The 20,524-nt window shown below is 38.6% G+C and carries 19 protein-coding genes; 8 read left to right on the top strand and 11 right to left on the bottom strand.

Annotation, left to right across the window (positions count from 1 at the left end):
- Positions 1 to 3: 3 nt before the first annotated feature.
- Together NV377_RS16330 and speE are read right to left on the bottom strand one after the other, a co-directional pair.
- The gene (locus NV377_RS16330; RefSeq protein WP_258201848.1) at positions 4 to 441 is read right to left on the bottom strand and encodes a YwiB family protein; all 438 of its coding nucleotides are present in this window, start codon (positions 439 to 441) and stop codon (positions 4 to 6) included.
- 155 nt (positions 442 to 596) lie between these two features.
- Positions 597 to 1,424 carry a polyamine aminopropyltransferase gene (gene speE, locus NV377_RS16325; RefSeq protein WP_258201847.1) on the bottom strand — a complete coding sequence of 276 codons (828 nt, stop codon included), beginning with the start codon at positions 1,422 to 1,424 and terminating at the stop codon, positions 597 to 599.
- Positions 1,425 to 1,733: 309 nt separating this feature from the next.
- On the opposite strand from speE, the gene NV377_RS16320 reads away from it, so the two are divergent.
- The 6 genes from NV377_RS16320 to cyoD all read left to right on the top strand — a co-directional run bounded on the left by NV377_RS16320 (position 1,734) and on the right by cyoD (position 8,445).
- Positions 1,734 to 3,854: a transglycosylase domain-containing protein gene (locus NV377_RS16320; RefSeq protein ID WP_258201846.1), complete on the top strand. Its 2,121-nt coding sequence runs from the start codon at positions 1,734 to 1,736 to the stop codon at positions 3,852 to 3,854.
- Between the two features lie 170 nt (positions 3,855 to 4,024).
- Entirely contained in the window at positions 4,025 to 4,306 is a 282-nt protein-coding gene (locus tag NV377_RS16315; RefSeq protein ID WP_258201845.1) for a hypothetical protein, read from the top strand.
- A 239-nt stretch (positions 4,307 to 4,545) separates the two neighbouring features.
- On the top strand, positions 4,546 to 5,490 hold the full coding sequence (gene cyoA / locus NV377_RS16310) for a ubiquinol oxidase subunit II (RefSeq protein WP_258201844.1): 945 nt from the start codon (positions 4,546 to 4,548) through the stop codon (positions 5,488 to 5,490).
- Positions 5,491 to 5,523: 33 nt separating this feature from the next.
- Entirely contained in the window at positions 5,524 to 7,518 is a 1,995-nt protein-coding gene (locus NV377_RS16305; RefSeq protein WP_258201843.1) for a cbb3-type cytochrome c oxidase subunit I, read from the top strand.
- Entirely contained in the window at positions 7,518 to 8,117 is a 600-nt protein-coding gene (cyoC, locus tag NV377_RS16300) for a cytochrome o ubiquinol oxidase subunit III (protein WP_258201842.1), read from the top strand. The genes NV377_RS16305 and cyoC overlap by 1 nt, the downstream gene beginning before the upstream one ends.
- A 1-nt stretch (position 8,118) precedes the next feature.
- Positions 8,119 to 8,445 (top strand): cytochrome o ubiquinol oxidase subunit IV, encoded by a 327-nt coding sequence (gene cyoD, locus NV377_RS16295; RefSeq protein WP_258201841.1) that lies wholly within the window; start codon positions 8,119 to 8,121, stop codon positions 8,443 to 8,445.
- A gap of 226 nt (positions 8,446 to 8,671) precedes the next feature.
- Here the strand turns inward: cyoD and NV377_RS16290 are convergent, their stop codons facing one another.
- From NV377_RS16290 to NV377_RS16270, 5 genes are all read right to left on the bottom strand, one after another.
- Positions 8,672 to 9,358 carry a hypothetical protein gene (locus NV377_RS16290; RefSeq protein WP_258201840.1) on the bottom strand — a complete coding sequence of 229 codons (687 nt, stop codon included), beginning with the start codon at positions 9,356 to 9,358 and terminating at the stop codon, positions 8,672 to 8,674.
- Positions 9,358 to 10,500 (bottom strand): hypothetical protein, encoded by a 1,143-nt coding sequence (locus NV377_RS16285; protein WP_258201839.1) that lies wholly within the window; start codon positions 10,498 to 10,500, stop codon positions 9,358 to 9,360. Before NV377_RS16285 ends, NV377_RS16290 begins: the two co-directional genes overlap by 1 nt.
- 126 nt (positions 10,501 to 10,626) lie before the next feature.
- On the bottom strand, positions 10,627 to 11,103 hold the full coding sequence (locus NV377_RS16280; RefSeq protein ID WP_258201838.1) for a hypothetical protein: 477 nt from the start codon (positions 11,101 to 11,103) through the stop codon (positions 10,627 to 10,629).
- Positions 11,100 to 11,702, bottom strand: a complete 603-nt coding sequence (locus NV377_RS16275) for an RNA polymerase sigma factor (protein ID WP_258201837.1) — start codon at positions 11,700 to 11,702, stop codon at positions 11,100 to 11,102. The genes NV377_RS16280 and NV377_RS16275 overlap by 4 nt, the downstream gene beginning before the upstream one ends.
- Positions 11,703 to 12,212: 510 nt before the next feature.
- Entirely contained in the window at positions 12,213 to 12,734 is a 522-nt protein-coding gene (locus NV377_RS16270; RefSeq protein ID WP_258201836.1) for a YwhD family protein, read from the bottom strand.
- 103 nt (positions 12,735 to 12,837) lie between these two features.
- Here NV377_RS16270 and NV377_RS16265 point away from each other — a divergent pair, with 103 nt between their 5' ends.
- Positions 12,838 to 14,874, top strand: coding sequence for a M1 family metallopeptidase (locus tag NV377_RS16265; RefSeq protein ID WP_258201835.1), 2,037 nt, complete (start codon positions 12,838 to 12,840; stop codon positions 14,872 to 14,874).
- Positions 14,875 to 15,068: 194 nt separating this feature from the next.
- Positions 15,069 to 15,887 (top strand): hypothetical protein, encoded by an 819-nt coding sequence (locus NV377_RS16260; RefSeq protein WP_258201834.1) that lies wholly within the window; start codon positions 15,069 to 15,071, stop codon positions 15,885 to 15,887.
- 85 nt (positions 15,888 to 15,972) lie between these two features.
- On the opposite strand, the gene NV377_RS16255 is transcribed toward NV377_RS16260, so the two are convergent.
- The 4 genes from NV377_RS16255 to cls form a co-directional block, all read right to left on the bottom strand.
- Positions 15,973 to 17,430 (bottom strand): catalase, encoded by a 1,458-nt coding sequence (locus NV377_RS16255; protein ID WP_258201833.1) that lies wholly within the window; start codon positions 17,428 to 17,430, stop codon positions 15,973 to 15,975.
- 144 nt (positions 17,431 to 17,574) lie between these two features.
- Positions 17,575 to 18,324, bottom strand: coding sequence for a response regulator transcription factor (locus NV377_RS16250; protein WP_258201832.1), 750 nt, complete (start codon positions 18,322 to 18,324; stop codon positions 17,575 to 17,577).
- Entirely contained in the window at positions 18,306 to 18,695 is a 390-nt protein-coding gene (locus tag NV377_RS16245; RefSeq protein ID WP_258201886.1) for a Fur family transcriptional regulator, read from the bottom strand. Before NV377_RS16245 ends, NV377_RS16250 begins: the two co-directional genes overlap by 19 nt.
- A gap of 362 nt (positions 18,696 to 19,057) precedes the next feature.
- The gene (gene cls, locus NV377_RS16240) at positions 19,058 to 20,509 is read right to left on the bottom strand and encodes a cardiolipin synthase (protein WP_258201831.1); all 1,452 of its coding nucleotides are present in this window, start codon (positions 20,507 to 20,509) and stop codon (positions 19,058 to 19,060) included.
- Between the last annotated feature and the right edge of the window lie 15 nt (positions 20,510 to 20,524).

The raw sequence follows: 20,524 nt of genomic DNA, 5'->3' as shown, positions 1-20,524 counted from the left end.
AAGTTAACCCTCCTGAATGATCAAACGGTTTGAAAATTGTCCAGTTAATTGTTCTCCAACAAATAAGTCATATGTCCATTCCAATGTAAACGGCAACTTTGTTGGTAATTCATCCGTCATCTCTTCATCGAAATGAAGTAGACGTAATTTGCTTGTATGAGCATCAAGTTCAAACTTGACTACTTTGTTATCATAATAACCACTTCGCCTGATCCCTAGCGCATAAATTTGCTCGGATTCTACTGCACCTTTGCGCGAATGAGAAAGCAACTGATGCTGGTAGCGCAACAAATTACGAACTTCACCAAGTTCGGTCTGTTCAGCATAACGAATGTAGAAGGACTTCTCCTTAACAAACCATTCACCAGAATATGTTAACGTCATACTCTCTCCGTCTTGAGTGCTTTCTAGTGTAATTGTAACGTCCTGTTTGTGATTCATAATCTAACTCCTATACCAACACATTATATCTTACTACTATATACAGTATGGGGTTGAAATTCAACGTGAAAACAGCACTTTCATATCCACAACAATAAAAAGACGTATTCTATCCCCAATAAGGAGACTGAATACGCCTTTATCTTAATTTCGAATTATTTCACAAGATCTTCAACGAATTTCGGAAGAACAAATGCGGTTTTGTGTAGACGAGGTGTGTAGTATTTAGTATCCAATTCAGGAATTGTAGTCTCGTCCACTTCTAGTGGATCATATTTTTTACTTCCCATCGTAAATGTCCAAAGACCACTTGGGTAAGTAGGAATGTTAGCTGCATATACACGTACAATTGGGAATACTTCCTTCACGTCACGGTTAACCATTTGAATAAGATCCGCCTTGAACCAAGGATTATCCGTTTGCGCAACGAAAATACCATCTTCTTTCAAAGCATCATAAATACCTTGGTAGAAACCACGAGTAAATAGATTTGCTGCAGGACCCACCGGCTCTGTAGAGTCAACCATAATAACATCGTACGTATTTTTATGGTCATGAATGTGCATAAAACCATCGTTAACTTGTACTTCAACACGTGGATTATCTAATTCGCATGCTATTGTTGGTAAGTACTTTTTAGAGTACTCAATTACTTTGCCATCAATATCAACTAGAACTGCCTTTTTCACTTTCGGATGCTTCATAATCTCACGAATGACACCACCGTCTCCACCGCCAACAACAAGTACATGCTCTGGGCTCGGGTGAGTGAAAAGAATAGGATGGGCGACCATTTCATGATATACAAACTCGTCCTTAACTGTAGTCATAACCATACCATCAAGTACAAGCATCGTTCCAAACTCTTCAGTCTCGATCATATCAAGCGCTTGAAAATCCGTTTGTTCATCAACATATGTCTTTGTAATTTTGGCAGTAATACCAAAGTTCTCTGTCTGTTTCTCTGTATACCATAATTCCATCTCGAATACCTTCTTTCTATCAGTGGTTGAGAAAACCTCTACCCGAGGCTATTCAAGGATGAGCGACCGCATCTATAAGGTTGGTTTTATCGCCAAATAGAAATTGTCCATCAGTACCCTTGGAAACCTATTAATTCTATTGTGGTCAAAAAGTAATTATAGTGTAACGTGACGAAAAATCAACACTATTTCCAATATCATCAGAAATAAATATTTTCATGCATGTCACAACTTGTGAATATCCGCCATTATATTCTTCCATACTACAAATATACAACTAATTATTGTCATAATTCGAGGTGAATAGTTTTGCGAAAAAATAAGAACTGGCTGCAACATAGATTGCGTAGAACATCAGTTCCCGCTTTCTCCGAGCGATATATATCATTCATGCTAAAACTTAACAAATGGTTGCGTCGTACGATCATTATGTTAATTGTGATGATGACTCTTATATTAGGTAGCCTATTTTATATGAAGCAACAAGATTTACCGGTATCTAACATTAGCCAATCTTCTCAACTCGTTGATCGTAACGGAGTATTGATAGATTATTTCCATACAGGCGTTAATCGCCGAGCTGTTTCACTTGATGAGATTTCACCTTATGTTATTGAAGCGACTCTTTCAATAGAAGATAAGCGTTTCTACTCTCACTTTGGCTTTGATATAAAAGGTCTAGTTCGTGCAGTTGTCGTCAATGTACAAACATTATCTGCAAAGCAAGGAGCAAGTACTTTAACGCAACAACTTGCTCGTAATTTGTATCTTACTCATGAAAAAACTTTTGAACGAAAAATTAAAGAAGCACTTTACACGACACAACTTGAAATGAAGTTTTCAAAAGATGAAATATTAGAGATGTACTTAAATCAAATTTACTATGGTCATGGTGCTTATGGCATTGAAGCTGCAGCGCAGTATTATTTCAATAAATCAGCAAAGGATCTTGATCTTGCTGAAAGTTCTTTACTTGCCGGAATACCGAAAGGACCAACATACTATTCGCCCTACAATAATATGTTGAAAGCTAAAAACCGCCAAGAGCTTATATTACAAGCAATGGTCGACAATTCCTATATAACCACAGATGAAAAACAAGTTGCTTATGAAAAACTACTTACTTTTGGATCTCAAGAAAAAGATAGTAGCAATAATGAGGCATCTTACTTCAAAGATTATGTTATTCAATCGGCAGTTCATGATCTTGGTATAGATGAGCAGTTACTATATGAAGGTGGCGTTACGATCTATTCGACGCTTGATATGAACATGCAGGAAATAGCAGAACAAAAAGTGCAAGAAGGTTTGCTTAACGATAGTGAGCAACAAGCTGCACTCATCGCTATCGATCCACGTAATGGACACATTAAAGCAATGGTCGGAGGGAAAAATTACAACGACAATCAATTTAACCGTACGACAGCAACAACAAGGCAACCAGGCTCTACCTTCAAACCATTTGTCTATCTTACAGCACTACAACAACAGACTTTAACCGTTATGTCGACTTTCAAGAGCGAACCAACCGTATTCACATATGATGAAGGAAGAAAAACTTACGAACCACAGAACTACGCCGATAAATATGTGAATGATTTTATTGCAATGCGTCGTGCTATTGCTAGCTCTGATAATATTTACGCTGTCAATACACTAATGACCGTTGGTGCAGATGCCGTCGTAGAAACTGCACACCAACTAGGTATTCATTCGGATCTAACCGCTGTTCCATCACTTGCTTTAGGAACATCACCAGTTAGTCCATTAGAAATGGCAGCTTCATATGGTGTGTTTGCTAATCAAGGAATATATAACAAACCAATATCCATTCTAAAAATTGTTAATAAGCAAGGTAAGACGATCTACGAAGCTGACTATACACCAACATCAGTCATTACACCCCCTGAAGCTTTTCTAGTCACTTCATTATTAGAAGGCGTTTTTGAAACTGGAGGAACAGCTCATCGTGTACAAAACTATATTCACCGTCCTATCGCCGGTAAAAGCGGAACTACACCTGTTGATGCTTGGATGATTGGTTATACTCCAGAATTAAGTACCGCTGTTTGGGTAGGCTATGATAAGGATCGCTATTTAACCGTTGCCGAAGCGTATCGAGCAGCTCCCATCTTTGCTCACTTCATGGAAGAAGCATTACAAAGCGTACCTCCTAAAATGTTTCCTATCCCTGAGGACATTGTAACGGTATATATAGATGAAGATACGGGATTACTAGCATCCGAAGCTTGTCCATCTGATCATATTGAATATTTTCTTGTTGGAACAGAACCACAAAACTATTGCGAAACTGAATTAGATGTAACTGGAAACGAATCAGAACCAAAAGAACTACCTAAAGTCGATATCGATGAACATCCTAGTTATCGCACATGGTGGAATCAATTGAAGAAATGGTGGGATGATTAATTGATTTGTGTCCAAATTTTGATTAAAAAGTGAAAAAAGTTTGAACAAAGTGACAACTTTGTGTTATATTAAAGACAAGAAAACCCTTACATCCTTCAAGAGTTTTCTTTCGATCTATTTTTCATTATGAAATTAAGATCAAGATGACAATGAAAATTTAAGGAGTGAATATGATGACTACCAAAACTGTTAATATACAAGGTTTATCACCTGCTCAACCTGATTCCAAAAAAATTGTAAAGATTATGACTTTTATCGCATGGGTCATTTTATCAGTTGGTGTGGTTTTATGTCTTTCCAACATTACTCAATTCAACGATCGTAACTTTGGGTTAATGATTGGTATAGGATTTTTAATTGGTAGTGTTCACATTTATGTTATTGGAACAGCCATTGGCTTAGTACATTCCCGTGCCATGAATCAATCAATGGCAGATCGTGAAGAATCCTAATCGTCTCCTCATAACCTTCATATTTGGAAGCATACACAACTCCATAAGGAGGAGTGCTATGCTTCCTTTTTTGTGATTTGTCATATAAATCAATAAAACAGGAAAGGTTATGTCTAAGAAGTGAACGAGATATGTCGGATATAAGACAATTTATTTACGGATTCGTTAACCCTACATTTTTATGTGTGATTATTTGTTATCTTAGACTTAAGTTCAATAACTCAAGGAGTGGAAACGTCATGAGACCTGTTTTTCGAAAGCTATCAGCACTGCTTATTGTTGCGATGATACTTGTCTTATCTGGCTGTAGTGATCAATATCTTGTTCTCGATCCTAAGGGACCTATTGCATCAGCTCAAAAAGATTTGATGATTATTTCCTCATTAATCTGTCTGATTATTGCTGTACCTGTAATTGCAATGACAGCTGTTATTGTGTGGCGATACAGAGAACGTCCTAACAGCAAAGCTAAATACAAACCTTATTGGGAACACAGCACTAAGTTAGAAACTATTTGGTGGGGTATTCCGATTATAGCAATCGCAATTCTTGCGGTTATTACCGTCGATTATACTCACAAATTAGAACCATCTGTCGCTATTCAATCAGAACAGAAGCCAATTGAAATACAAGTTACTTCACTTGATTGGAAATGGTTATTCACATACCCTGATGAAGAGATTGCAACGGTCAACTATGTTAAATTCCCAGTTGATACTCCTGTTGTGTTCAAACTCACTTCTGATATGGCAATGAATTCCTTCTGGATTCCTAATCTAGGGGGCCAACTTTATGCTATGAGCGGTATGGCGATGACCTTAAACCTTCTTGCTGATGAAGAAGGCACTTATTATGGTTCGGGAGCCAACTTTACTGGTAAAGACTTCGCACAAATGACATTTAATGCTGATGTTACTACTAAAGAAGAGTACGACCGTTGGGTGCAAGAAGTTAAACAAACAGAAGTTGCTTTAACTGATGCAGATGTAGTGAAGTTAAAAGAACAAGGTACAGCTGAAGTAGCTCAATTCTCTAGCTTCCCTGAAAACTTATTCTATAACATTGTGCTTCAATATGTAGAAGAAGGCGAAACAAGTGCCCATGCAAATCATATGGCATCTGGAGTAACTAAAACTGATGATCAAGCTGTCGATGAAGAAAGTTCTGAGCATCATAATCACTAACAAATTTCATCATACGAAAGGAGATTACTCTCCATGTTAGAAACAATTAAAGAGTTTGCTTCTGAGTTTTTTGTTACCGGAGACCCAATGATTTTGGGTGCACAAGTATCAATTGCTCTAGCAATGGTTGCCATTGTATTTATTCTAACTTATTTCAAAAAATGGCAATGGCTCTGGACAGAATGGTTAACTACTGTCGATCATAAAAAAATCGGTATCATGTATATCATCTGTGCTATTTTAATGCTATTCCGTGGTGGTGTTGATGCGTTATTAATGCGTGTCCAACTAGCTGCACCAGAATTAGAATTTTTGGCTGCAGACCACTATAATGCGATCTTCACTACGCATGGTGTAATAATGATCTTATTTATGGCGATGCCATTAATGTTCGGTTTATTCAACATTATCGTTCCATTGCAATTGGGAGCACGTGACGTAGCCTTCCCATTCTTGAACTCATTCAGCTTCTGGATGTTCTTTGCTGGTGCGATGTTGTTCAACGTTTCATTCGTAATTGGTGGTTCTCCAGACGCTGGTTGGTTATCATATCCTCCACTATCTGAGGTAACCGGTAGTCCAGGTGTAGGTCAGGACTTCTATATATGGGGTATTCAAATCTCCGGTATGGGATCACTAGCAACTGGTATTAACTTTGTAGTTACAATCTTAAAAATGCGTGCACCAGGTATGAAGCTTATGAAAATGCCAATGTTCTCTTGGTCTGTTTTCGCTTCTTCTGTAACGATTATGTTCGCATTCCCTATCTTGACAGTTACATTATTCCTATTATTCCTTGACCGTTATCTAGGTGCTCACTTCTTCACTGTTGATGGCGGCGGTAATCCTATGATGTATCTCAACTTGATCTGGATGTGGGGTCACCCAGAGGTATATATCGTTGTTCTACCAGCATTCGGTATTTTCTCAGAGGTTGTTGCAACCTTCTCCAAAAAGAAAATTTTCGGTTACAAATCAATGGTGTTTGCGTTAATGTCCATTAGCTTCTTCTCCTTCTTCACATGGGCCCACCACTTCTTTACAATGGGTTCTGGAGCGAATGTTAATGCATTCTTCGCAGTTACGACAATGATTATAGCCATACCAACCGGGGTTAAGGTGTTTAACTGGCTCTTTACGATGTATCGAGGCAAATTATCATTCCCTACTCCGATGATGTGGACTATAGCGTTTATACCATGTTTCATTATCGGTGGTATGACAGGGGTGCTACTATCTGTTGCACCAGCTGACTTCCAGTTCCATAATAGTTACTTCTTAATAGCCCATTTCCACCAAGTATTAATTGGTGGTGTAGTATTCGGTTACTTTGCAGGTCTATATTACTGGTGGCCAAAAATGTTCGGCTTCAAATTACATGAAGGACTTGGTAAATGGGCATTCTGGTTATGGAATATCGGTTTCTACGTATGTTTCATGCCACAATACGCACTTGGATTAATGGGTATGACTCGTCGCTTTAACGAGTATAACTTCGACATGGGTTGGCAGCCGCTTAACGTTGTGTCCACAATTGGTGGATTCATCATGGGTCTAGCATTCCTATTCCAAGTATGGCAAATCGCTCATAGTATTAGATTCTTGAAAAAAGATACAAACGGCGACAACTGGGGTCAAGGCCGTACACTTGAATGGTCCATCCCATCTCCTGCACCGTTCTATAACTTTGCACGTGTTCCACATGTAGTTGAGCAAGATGACTGGTGGGAGAAGAAAGAACGTCATGCTAAAGGTGAAGCAGATCCAGCTGAGGTTATCGCAGCTGATACAGCTCCACTTGAACCAATTCATATGCCTAAAAACTCTGGTATTCCAATCATTATGTCTGGTTTCTGGTTCGTTGCTGGTTTCGGTTTTGTATGGGATTGGAAATGGATGATCATTCTAGGCTTAGTCGGCGTTGTTGTTACGATGTTAGCTCGATCCTTCAACTATGACGATGATTACTATGTTTCAGTTGAAGAAATTGAACGTATCGAAGCCGCTGCATTAAAGGGGGCTAAATAATGGCACAAGCACATTCGCATGAACACGATCATGGCCATCAAGATCCTGATCAATTGAAACAATTTGGTTTCTGGTTGTTCATGGTTACCGATGTTATTCTGTTCTCTACACTATTTGCTACATTTGTTGTCCTTCGTGGTAACGTTGCAGGCGGTCCTGTAGGTGCAGATCTTATCGAGATTAATGGGATTATCGTTTCGACTTTTATATTGTTAACAAGTAGCTTTACAAGTGGTCTAGCACTGCTTTCAATGAATAGAGGTAATAAGCAAGGGCTTATATTATGGCTAGCTGTTTCAGCTTTACTTGGATTATCCTTTATCTATCTTGAAGTTTCAGAGTTCATTCACTTAGTTCATGAAGGTGCTAATATCGGAACAAGTGCATATTGGTCAGCCTTCTTTACTTTAGTTGGTACTCACGGACTTCACGTTTCACTTGGTATTGTTTGGATCACTTCAGTTATTATCCAAATTGCTAGACGTGGTATTACCCCTGCTACAAAGCGACGTGTTAATATCATTAGCTTGTACTGGCATTTCTTGGACGTTATTTGGATCTTCGTATTCTCAATCGTCTACCTTATGGAGGTGATGTAGCATGGCATCTCATCAACAAAATGAGCACCAAGCGCATTCACATGGTTCAATGAAATCTTATATTCTTGGTTTCGTTCTATCCATCGTGTTAACCATTATTCCTTTGGTTGCTGTATTGAATGACATGTTTAATAAGACGACAACGATCGTTATCGTACTTGTTACAGCTGTATTACAATTACTAGTTCAATTACTATTCTTCATGCATATTCGTGAAGAAGATGGACCAAGATACAACCTTATCTCACTTGTCTTTGCTGTTGTTATCCTACTTACGATCGTTATCGGATCTATCTGGATTATGACTTACAATGCGGTTGCAGTATAAACTGTAGACTCGCAGAAACGCCCCTATCAACCACTTCAACTTAAGTGGATTGGTAGGGGCGTTTGTAATGTATACTGGGGCATTGCGGTGGTACCAATCGCTATTCCACTCGCCGTTGTCCTCAGAGCAGGGCAGCTTTTATATAGGGCATGTTAGACAACATAATACCGAGTTCCATGTAATTAAAAAGCAGAAGTATCCGTATTGGAAGCTTCTGCTTTTTACATTATGATTCAATTACACTACCTGCTGGTACAGATAATATAAGATTAGAAAATACTCGATCCGTAACTAGTCCACTAACTTCGTGTTCAATATTGTTAACGAATACGTATAGCACATCACCTACTTGCTTCGTTTGCAGTAATTGCTGGTCCCGCAATGTCACGGCGTCTTTCGCTTCATAAGTTATAGAACCAGTTAATAGAACGTCTGTTAGTCCTTCATGTTCAGCTATTGTAACCGGAACATTACCTTTCACTACAATTTTAGAAAATTGATCTTGAGCTATAGCGACCTTCTCATCTACGAATAACGAACGCTCTTTCATATTAAATGCTTGGTTCAACTCATCCGTAATACCAGTATAGAACAGTACAGACATAATCAATGCTCCTACACTAATAATTGAAACAAACCAAAGACTTAGCCAATCGTATTTCATCTGATACTTCTGATGATGGCTTAATCTCATTGTCAGCAACAATTCGCCTCCCAGTAATATAAATACAACTGGTGCTAGCCACAATAATAGCTCATATGCTGATGTTTCCTGCCATAACGACATTGCAAATGCGATTCCAATGCCAATCAATGTTACTCCCATTGAAAATGACCCGATTCGCCAAACCTGCTTCTGTTGTACTTCACGGTGGTAAGTTTCACTTACGTGCTCTCTAGTTACAGCTTCCATTATTCATTACCTCCCTCATCACGTGTATTTCGTTTGCTTGACGTTCCGAATAGTAACTTCATGCCAAGTACGATCATAACAAATGCGATAACTGCGGTAGGTAACATATATTTCAATTCATAGTACTCCCTTGACCACTCTGGGAACTTTATCTCAATCAATCTCGATGCAATTTTATCGAACAAGTAATAAATCCCTACGACAAGTAAGCCAATTCCAATCCAGCGTTGGTAAGGAATAAACATTGCTACAAAAGGCTCATCCTTCAATTCATCCTGTTCCCATCTACGCAGTTGGAACATAATATCAAAGAATGCATAACACCATAATAAAGGCAATAGGAATAAGAATATGGTCAAGTGCAATTGATCCATAATAAAAATACTTACCAAGAAGCTTCCCATTAGTTGTAAACCACGTTGTTGAAGTCCAAGATACAAATGACCTGCACCTGGAAAAATCGATAATCCAATGGCTGTAACACGGTTTTTACGACCATCGGCCATATAACTCTCCATATTAGAAAATAATGATTCATCATTAATTTCTTCACCTTTTTGACGCGAAGCTAATAATGCTAATGCATCGAACATACCATAAATCCAAATAATTGGTAACGCTAACCAAAGTATTAAGATAGATAGTGTATCAAGAACGATACCAAGGAATAACGTTACGCCGAATACACCAACAAATAGAACCATAAGTGTAATGCCTCGCGTAAGTAAACCCATATACATATGACCAAGACCTGGGATAATGGACATCATCATCACCTTAGTCTTCTCACTTTGTTCCTTTACTTCTAGCGGATCGTATACATAGCGTAGTTGACCATACTCATCACGTTCCATTGTTGCGGATGCCGGTTGGAAAGCACGATGCTTCCCACCTGCAATCGTAATAAGCATATCAAGCATATTAATTACGCCAAACAATCCTGAAAAGATTGCCGCTAAGGCAAAAGATTCTCCATCCACATACCCATCAAATATACTTATTATGAACAGTAAGCCTAATGGACCAAAGAATCCGCCGGCATATACAATAAACCGAAAAACTCTACCGATATAAAGATGCCCGAACCCTGGTAGTAGCGATAGTAAAAAGGCCACTAGAGGGCTTTTATTTTCTGCTCTCATCTTTTTCAACTCCTTAAAATTATTAATATTTTACTCAACTGCTTCCCGTAAATGAAAAATCACTTCGGAAGCATTGGTTTTTTATCGCTTACAAATTGAATTCATGTATAGATAGTTAGCATCTACTCATTTTTCAAATCGACTATCTTGTACTGCTTCTATCCATCGCGACGCTTTATCAAGCCATTTCTCTGATTTAGGTTCGGCAGAGGATTCCGGAACTGGTGGTTTCTCGATGTTTTGTGATTGCACCGTCCGATCTAGCTTAACAAGTGTATGAGATACTGAACTCATTAGTCCTGATGTAATAAGCAATAGAGTAATCGATGCTGCTATACCATACTGTACGACAGGTCGCTGTATCCAGCGTGGCTTTGTAACTACAGCTTGCTGACGAATAGTATCTGTAACTTGATTACTTACTAATTCTGAGTCAAGCGTTGACTCGAGTGGAAGCTGATCTAATAATGATACAAATTGCTCCATACATTGTTCGCATAATTGAATTTCCAACTCAACTCGTTCTCGCTGTTGTTCACTTACCTCATTGCGTATGTACGCACAAAGTTCTTGCTTGCTAATATGCATAAGTTGATCTTTCATTCAAAATCCTCCTTTCGCCAATGTCGCTTCATCCATAATCTAGCTCGATAAAGTCGTGATTCTACTGATTTTTTCTCAAGACCAGTTTCCTTAGAAATCTGTTCATAACTTTTTTCATCCATATAGAATGCATGAATAATTTCTTGATACTGCTCTGGCAACTGATTAATTTCTTGATGAATCATCGCTTTTCGTTCTAGAGCTACTAAAGTATCTTCTATAGATGGTTCTTGTTCCTTGTTATGCAATGATTCATATTGTTGATCAGTGTCTTCTACGATATCTTCACGTTGCCTACCAATCCTTCTCCTTGCATCTATCGCTCGATTCACTGTAATGCGTGTTATCCAAGTTTTTAAACCTTGATTGCGATACTCAGGGAGAGCCCGATAGATTTGAACGAATACTTCTTGCGTTACATCCTCAGCGTCCTGATGATGGTGTAGTACAGCAAATGCTGTCCGATACACATGCTCATGATAGACCTGTACAAACTCTTTATATCTACTTGTACCGCCTGCCCGAATACTGTTCAACCATTCCTGCTCATTAATCTGCTCCCCCTCCTCTCCATACAATAGACGAACACTATTACCCAAACCCCTGCACATTTTCAAAAAAAACAAAAAAATCTCCTAGCATCGAGTTTAACCTAAAGTTAAACCAACATACTAGGAGATTTACAGTTCATATTCAAAGAGATCGCAAAGCGAACAAATTTGAAAATCACCGCAGCACTATTCAAAGAGATCGCAAAGCGAACAAATTTGAACATCACCGCAGCCCTATTCAAAGAGGTCACAAAGTGAGCAAATTAAACATAACTGCAGCCCTATTCAAAGAGGTCACAAAGTGAGCAAATTAAACATAACTGCAGCCCTATTCAAAGAGGTCACAAAGTGAGCAAATTTGAATTACTACGAAGCCCAACTCACACATCTCAGCACCGAAGTGAGATCGCTTGTCAGCACCAAGAAGATGGCATGAAGCTAGTGACGCGAAGCGCGGAGTGTACGTTAATTGGTACACGAGCACTGGAGCTAGCGATGAATGCCATCTTCGCCGTCGAATCGACTTCGAAGCAATACATCGTGATCACAAGCGATCACTTATTGGAGGAGGAGTTTTAGTTCCTCTGGGGAATGCTCCCACCACTCCGCATTATGCTCCATCAGCAATTTGCGAAGTGCTGCTTTTTCCGTTGGGCCAATATTATCGAGAATATAACGACTTTTAATTGCAGAATCAAGACGATTGACATGATCAGCTAGAATTTTCCAGCCGCGTTTCGCTTCTGTATCGACTAGCATTTCACAAGAAGTCGCACCTGCATAATAAGCGCCTTGTTCATCTCGACCTACCGCAACCCAAACGATCCAGCATGGACGACCATTAGGTGTATCCTCTTTATTAGGCGTAAATTTTATGCCGCGTTCAATTTTACTTTTCGCATGCATAGCACCTACGTCGATAAAAGCTACTCCTTGGTCAATCATTACACAAGCAACATCACTTAGATCAATGGAACCTGCGCCAAAACCTTTATGCTTTTTATTACTCACAACGTTAAGAGCCAATTGTTTTTTCTCTTTTTTCTCTGGTTGTGCTGATTGATTCAACTCATCTGTCACTTTTATCACACCTTCCCGTACAATAATTCTATTTTAGCTAATATTATTGGAAAAGCCAACATATACATGCTGTAGATGCTTGTCAACGGGAGGGAATCGATAGATGTCTTCAAAACCATTTAAGTTAATTATTGTTGGTTTACTCATTGTTGTATTCTTAATTGCCACTTGGCCTTATCAATTTCAACATGCATGGCAATCGAGTTATACTTACGCACTTGAACCAATCCAGTCAATCCAGAATATTCAATCTACAATGCTTCAACCTGCTCTCAATGAGGCCAAGCCCTCAATTGGCACACTTAATTATGAAAGCACCGAGCCAAGTATACCTGCGGTGAAATTAAGTGAGCGCGTCGTCGATTATAACATTCAAGTTAGTCTTCGAGAGGAAGAACATATGTTAGATGGTGAAGAATTAATTACTTGGACTAATCCAGGTAAAGAGACTGTCACTGATATGTATGTTCATTTGTATGCTAATGCATTCAATTCGCCAGATAGTACATTCATGAAAGAATCAGGTGGACAACTTAGAGGAGACAAGGCAACCGATAAGAGTGAAGGCTCTATACGATTACTTAATCTTGAAACACTTGAAGGTGAAAATATGTTACCGAGAGTGAAGTACATTTCCCCTGATGACCAGAACAACAACGATTATACAGTAGCTACATTCCGTCTTATCGAACCAGTAGCACCGGGGCAGTCAGTTACGCTTCGTATAAAATTTGAAGTTACACTGCCTGAAGTGTTTGCTCGAATGGGTTATTATGAGGACTTTGTAATGGCTGGCCAATGGTTTCCCAAAATCGCTGCTTATGAGACTGTAGGTACTCGTAACGTAACCAAAGAGGGATGGAATATTCATCAGTATCACGGTAATTCAGAATTTTACAGTGACTTCGCCGTCTATAGTGTAAAAGTATATGCTCCTGAAAATTACACTGTTGCAGGTACTGGTATGCAAACCAAAGTTGCAAATATTGGACAAGGTCGGAAAATGGTGCAATTTTATGCTGAAGACGTTCATGATTTCGCATTTGCAATGTCACCTAATTTCATTACGCATGAATCTTCTTTCTCACATGAAGGTGTACCTGGTGTAAAAATCAAGCTTTATCTTGACCCTACACATGAACAATTAGCAGAACGTTATATGCATGCCGCAAAATCAGCATTAGCCTATCTAGGTAAAAATTACGGTGCTTATCCTTATAGTACATTGTCTATCGTTGTACCTCCTTCAGGTGCAAGTGGAGCTGGAGGAATGGAGTATCCTACATTTGTCACAACTTTAGCAGCCGATTCAGCTAATCCTAAGTATGAACTTGAGCGAACAGTTATTCATGAAATTAGCCATCAATATTGGTACGGTATGGTTGCTAACAATGAATTCGAAGAAGCTTGGTTAGATGAAGCATTCACTTCTTATTCAGAAGAAAAGATTATCGAAGATGCATATGGCGTGACAAGTAATCATCGTATCGAAGCAAGCTTTATGACGAACCCAGCACCACTGCAATTAGATTCATGGCTATATAAAGATCATAATCATTATGCAGAAAATGTGTACTTGCGTGGCAAGCTTGTGTTGTTAGATATTGAAGATATTGTTGGACGAGATGTTATGAGCAAAATTATGCGTTCTTACTTCCAAACTTATAAATTCAAACATCCTACTACGCAGCAATTCCAACGTATCGTCGAAAACGTTACAAAACAGTCTTGGCAATCTTATTTTGATAAATTCGTGTATGGCAACGAGAGCGCTGACCTAGCTATTCAGAATATTGAAAGTCGAGTATTTAAAGAACAAGAGAAAACGATCTATGAATATACCATACTATTAGATCAAAACAGTGGGATCTCGCGCAGTATTCCAATCGATCTAGTATTTGAGGACGGATCAACGGTAAGAAAACAATGGGATCTAAGCAATGAAGCGAAGTTGCACTTTGTAGAACGATCTGAAGTGCCTATTAGTTGGATCAAAATCGATCCAGAGCAAAACAATAAACTTGACTATCAACTAAACAATAACTTTATGCGAGTAGAATTACCGAAGACCGAGTTAAAACGAGTCAATGTCGTAACTGTATCCATTATTGATTATGCACTACGCTTATTTAGCTGGTAGCGGACTTTGATAACGATGGGTACGCTGACGTAGCGTATTCGACATCGAATATGAAGCTAATTTTGGAAGTGCGGTTCGCATGTACGTAATAATGTACACTTGCGCTTCCACCTTCTGAAAATCAACTCCATCTTCTCGGTTCTGAAAGCCCGCTTTTTGAGTCTTCAAAATAAGTTATAAGGAGGAAAGTTGCTATGACACATTTTTTACGCCAAGGTTGGCGTATGGCAAAGGGACATACGAAAATCGTCTTCGCTTTGTTCATCTATCATGCGATTTGGGGTTTTGTACTTTACAAAATGATAGATAACATCATAACCCCACTACTCAAGCGATATCCTGAGCTTACTGGGAGTGCAGATACTGTCGCCCTATTCTGGATGGAAAACCAATTTAAAATTTTGAAAACGGATGTATGGATGCCCTATCTCTATACATTCCTTATACTACTGCTGATTCGGATGATCTTTACCCCATTACTACAAGCAGGGCTATTCTACTCTATCCATCATCGTTCTGAAGTTGGTAAAGGGACTTACTTCCGCAAAGGCATTGCCGAAAAGTGGAAACAAGTGACGTTATTATACTGGATTAAAAATATACTCCTATTTATTCCGATGATCTGGATAATAAAGCCTTTCTTAACCAATTTATTTTCTAACAAATCAATTACTGCGATTTTCAGCTTCTTCGATTGGACTTTATTTATGTATATCGTATGGGCACTTATTATTCAACTACTATTCTATGTGTTACAGCTTGGTACTGCATGGGAGATGAGCAAAGCTACTATATTACGTCAAACGCTCGTCAATCTTCTTCCTTTCATCGTAGTATCACTTGTCATAGCGTTCTTCTATTCCTTTTTTAGTGTTAGTATTCATGCGTTATCTATCATATGGGTTAGTTTTCTTAGTTTCTTACTTTATCAAATCTTGCCGCTCATTCGCATGTTATTCAAAGTGTGGATGATCTCATCTCAGTACGAAAGTATACGAGAACATAAAAGTTAAATTGAACAAGAGCGTAGAGACCTTTTCAGGACTCTACGCTCTTGTTGTTGATTGATGCCAGTAACTTAACTATAACTGAAAATAATTACGAATGTTGAGGGATAAAATTAGATATATCTACATTCAGACCTGCAGCCAACTTCTGTCCAAGCGTTACATCTGCACGGAAGAAGTTACAAACCGCACGTAGCTGAATGTCTTCATTCACTTGAGATAGATCATTGATTAAGTTAGCAAGCAAGTTAGCCTGCTCCTGGGCAGTCCAAGAACGATATGTTTCACCAGCTTGTGTAAAGTTATCTTGCTTATCAATCTTCTGGCGACCAGCTACTCCATGAATTGGTGAATACGAATCTTTGTACTCTTCTGCTGCTTCTTTCGGCTCTTCAGAACTGCTGTTTGGTTCATAATTATAGGTTGACGGGTTAGCAGTCATTGTCATTGCACCATCACGCTGCTGATTGCGTACGGTAGCATAAGGGCAGTTTACTGGAATATGTGTGTAATTAGCACCAAGACGGTAACGCTGTGTATCTGGATAAGAGAATAGACGACCTTGTAACAACTTATCCTCTGATGGTTCTATACCAGGAACTAGTACACTTGGAGCGAATGCGACTTGTTCTACTTCTGCAAAGTAATTTACAGGATTACGATTAAGCGTCATAGTCCCGATCGTTTGGAACGGATACATATCTTCAGGCCATATTTTTGTTGGATCTAGTGGGTCAAAGCTATAACGATCAATATGCTCATATGGCATTAATTGAACTTGTAATTCCCAACCTGGGAAGTTTCCATTATCAATATTATCGAACAGATCACGTGTCGCATGGTTGAAATCTTTACCTTGTTGCTCTGCTGATTCAGCAGCTGTAAAATTACGAGCACCTTGCTTAGATAACCACTTGTATTTAATATAAGTGATTTTACCTTCTGAATTGATCCATTTAAAGGCATGAACGCTGAAACCATTCATTTCACGGTAGTTAGCGGGAGTACCATGATCTGATAATAACCATGTCATCATATGTGTAGATTCAGGAGTTAACGTCATGAAATCCCAATAACGTGATGGATGTTGAATATTTGTAATTGGATCTGGTTTAAGTGAATGAACCATATCTGGAAATTTGATAGCATCTCGAATAAAGAATACTGGAATATGATTACCTACAAGATCGTAGTTGCCTTCTTCTGTATAGAACTTCGTTGAGAAGCCACGAGGATCACGTGCAGTTTCAGGAGAACCTTGCCCGTGTATTACCGTTGAGAAGCGAACAAAGACTGGAGTCTCTTTACCTTCTGTTTGCAAGAAATTCGCTTTCGTAAATTCACTCATATTTTTGGTTGTCACAAATACACCATGTGCACCTGCACCGCGGGCATGAACAACGCGTTCTGGAATACGTTCACGATCAAAATGAGCCAGTTTTTCAATTAGATGATAGTCTTCCATTAGAACTGGACCACGTTGTCCAGCTGTACGTGATGATTGATTGTCTGCGACAGGTCCACCTTGATTCGTTGTTAATCTTGTCATTTGTTCATACACTCCTTAATTAGTATTTAGACTTAATCTAAATCTTAGTATACTTATCATATCGAAGTGTAGTTGTTATGTCATGAACTTTTGATGAAGAAACAATGAATTGACAATGAATACCTTAGTCAACTTGTGCCTTTATTAATTACGATCAGCTAGACGATAGCCAACCCCTCGAACGGTAGTGATATACTTAGGATCGACTGCACTATCTTCAAGTTTTTTACGCAAACTTTTAATATGAACATCTACAACATTACTACCTGCATAGAATTGTAAGCCCCAAATGACATCAAGTAATATCTCTCTTGTCTGAACCGCACCATCTGAAGTTAAGAAATGTAACAACAGATCATATTCCGTTTTGGTCAACTCTACGCGTAGATTGTCCTTCGTCACGATCATTTTTCGAGTATTTATTTTCAAATCTTTGAATAGTATGAGATCTTCAAATTGTGAAAATTGTGATTGATTCTCAAGTAAGCGATTAATACGCTCCAGTGCTTGATCTACTGATGAGGGCCAGATCATAATTTCAGCACCTGCTAACTCTAATTGTTCTTTGCGCTCATAAGTTTGCTCATCCATAAGAATAACTAATGAAATATGATAATTAGAAACGTTCCCCAGTAAACTATGACCTCTTTCTAGTACGTCTGTATAGGAAGCAGTAGCTACTGTTGGCAACGCATCGTAGATCACTAATTCAGGTTTCACAGATGACAACATATCTTCATTAAATTCATGTAATGAAAAAACATCGAAACATGCCGTTGATAGCGAAACAAATAATTGTTTTACTCGTTCAGGCAGGGGACTAATAATCATAACTCGTTTCGTTAACGTGCATAACAACTGATCTTCTGATCGTTCTATTGCTTGGTCGTGCACTGATCGCACACCCCTTCCATAACGATATGAGGATGCTGAATACTGTATTTTGTCTGTTCACATACTTTATCTAACCATTCTTGCGGTATATCTACCAATACTTCCTCTACTTTACCGCATACTGTACAAACAATATGTTGATGCTCTTCTGTTCGTGCATCATATCGACTAACAGCTTCTCCTAATTTCAGTTCTCTTATAAGATCAACATCCGTTAAATAACGTAAAGAATTATATACAGTTCCATATGCAAAATTGAAACCTCGTTCACGCAATCTGTGAATAATATCTGCTGCTGTTGGATGATCATCAGAGTCTTTTACTACCTCCAAAATTGCTCTGCGTTGTACCGTTAAATTAATTTTCTGCACCATGACTTAGCCGCCTTTTCGTAATATTAGATTTAGTATAAATCTAATATTAATCATCGTCAATGTAACTATATTCCCTCACACACAGTATGATCAACTGGCTTGTCTTTCACTCTAAATAGCAAAAAAAGCAATCCAGACATATGAATGTCGTAGATTGCTTTCATTATAGATATAAGTTCGCTTCCTATTCGCCGCAGACAAAGCTACGTTAGCATAATCATCTTGATCACGAGCGGATGTTTTGAATGCTCCCTTCAAATGAAGGTTCAAAAAACGGACTTTCAATGAGGGGCATATTCGCCGTCGAATATGCTACTCCGAGATACATCGTGATCACAAGTGGATGTTTTGAACTCCCCCTAAAGGATGGGGCTTAAGAGTCTCGATATCGACTCCTTAATCCGACTAACCCACGAACGCTTCGAATATTCTTCCATAGTAAGAACATGACAGTTTTTTATATCTTCATAGAAAATAGCTTCAAGTCTTGTTGCTACCTCTTGATTATAAATGAAAGCATTCATCTCAAAGTTAAGCTTGAAGCTCCGAATATCTAAATTCGCTGTACCTACAGATGCTGATTTCCCATCTACGACAAGCGTTTTGGCATGGAGAAACCCGAGGTCATACATATAAACTTGAATGCCGCATGATAAGAGATCTTCCAAGTATGAATGGGTAGCCCAATAGACAAAGAAATGATCTCGCTTACTTGGCAACATAATTCGGACATCCATCCCTGAAAGTGCCGCAGTTCTTAATGCATTCAACAAGCTACTATCTGGTACAAAGTAAGGTGTCTGTAAGTACACTGATTTCTTGGCGGCATAAATCATCTTAATGTAAGAATTTTTGATTTCTTGATATTGTGAATCAGGGCCACTAGCGACAATTTGCATGCCGATAGGATTATAATGCTCTTTGATCATCATAGGGAAGTAGGTTTCATTAAAACCTAATTTTAGTGATGATGCCATATTCCAATCAATCATAAATTGCGCCTGCATCTGTAGAACGGCAGCTCCGCGAATACGCAAGTGGGTGTCACGCCATTTACCAAAGTGCTTATCCAGACCCAAGTACTCATCTCCGATATTAAAACCGCCGATATAACCAGCCTTCCCGTCTATAACAACTAATTTACGATGATTTCGGAAATTAATCTTAAAGTTTATATAAGGTATACGAGATGGGAAAAACGCTTCTTCCTTACCCCCAGCGGCACGAAACTCTTTGAAAAATTTACGTGGAAGATTCGAACTACCAATATGGTCATATAAGAAGCGAATCTCTACTCCTTCTGCCGCCTTAGCGGTTAATGCTTTCATAAGTCGATGACCAAGTGCATCATTACGTACAATATAATAGACAAGATGGATATGATGCTTAGCGCTAGAAATATCAGCGATTAGTGCATCAAACTTCTCATTACCATCCGTATAAATATCTACAGTATTCTGTGTAGTAAATAATGATAATCCTGTTGTTAGGTTCATCGATATCAGATCAGAATATTCATCAACCTCAGGTCCTGCAAATTCAAGATCCCCACTTTGAAGTTGGCGTCGCTGTTCCATGATCAGATCATTAATCATACTTGGATTAATGCCAAGTAGCTTAGCTAGTTTACGTTTTTTGAATTTCTGTCCTAACACAAGATAAAGCACGAATCCAAGACCAGGAATGAAAAACAGTACCATCATCCAAGCCCATGTTGAACTTACATTTCTACGCTCAAGAAAAATTATTGCAATAGCAAGAAATATATTAAGAATTGTAATCGTAAAGTAGATGTTTTGAACAATATGCATTGCTTATCATCCCCT

This window comes from Paenibacillus endoradicis (assembly GCF_024721975.1).
Note: the sequence above shows the minus strand (reverse complement) of the source record. Positions and strands in the feature narration are given on the sequence as shown.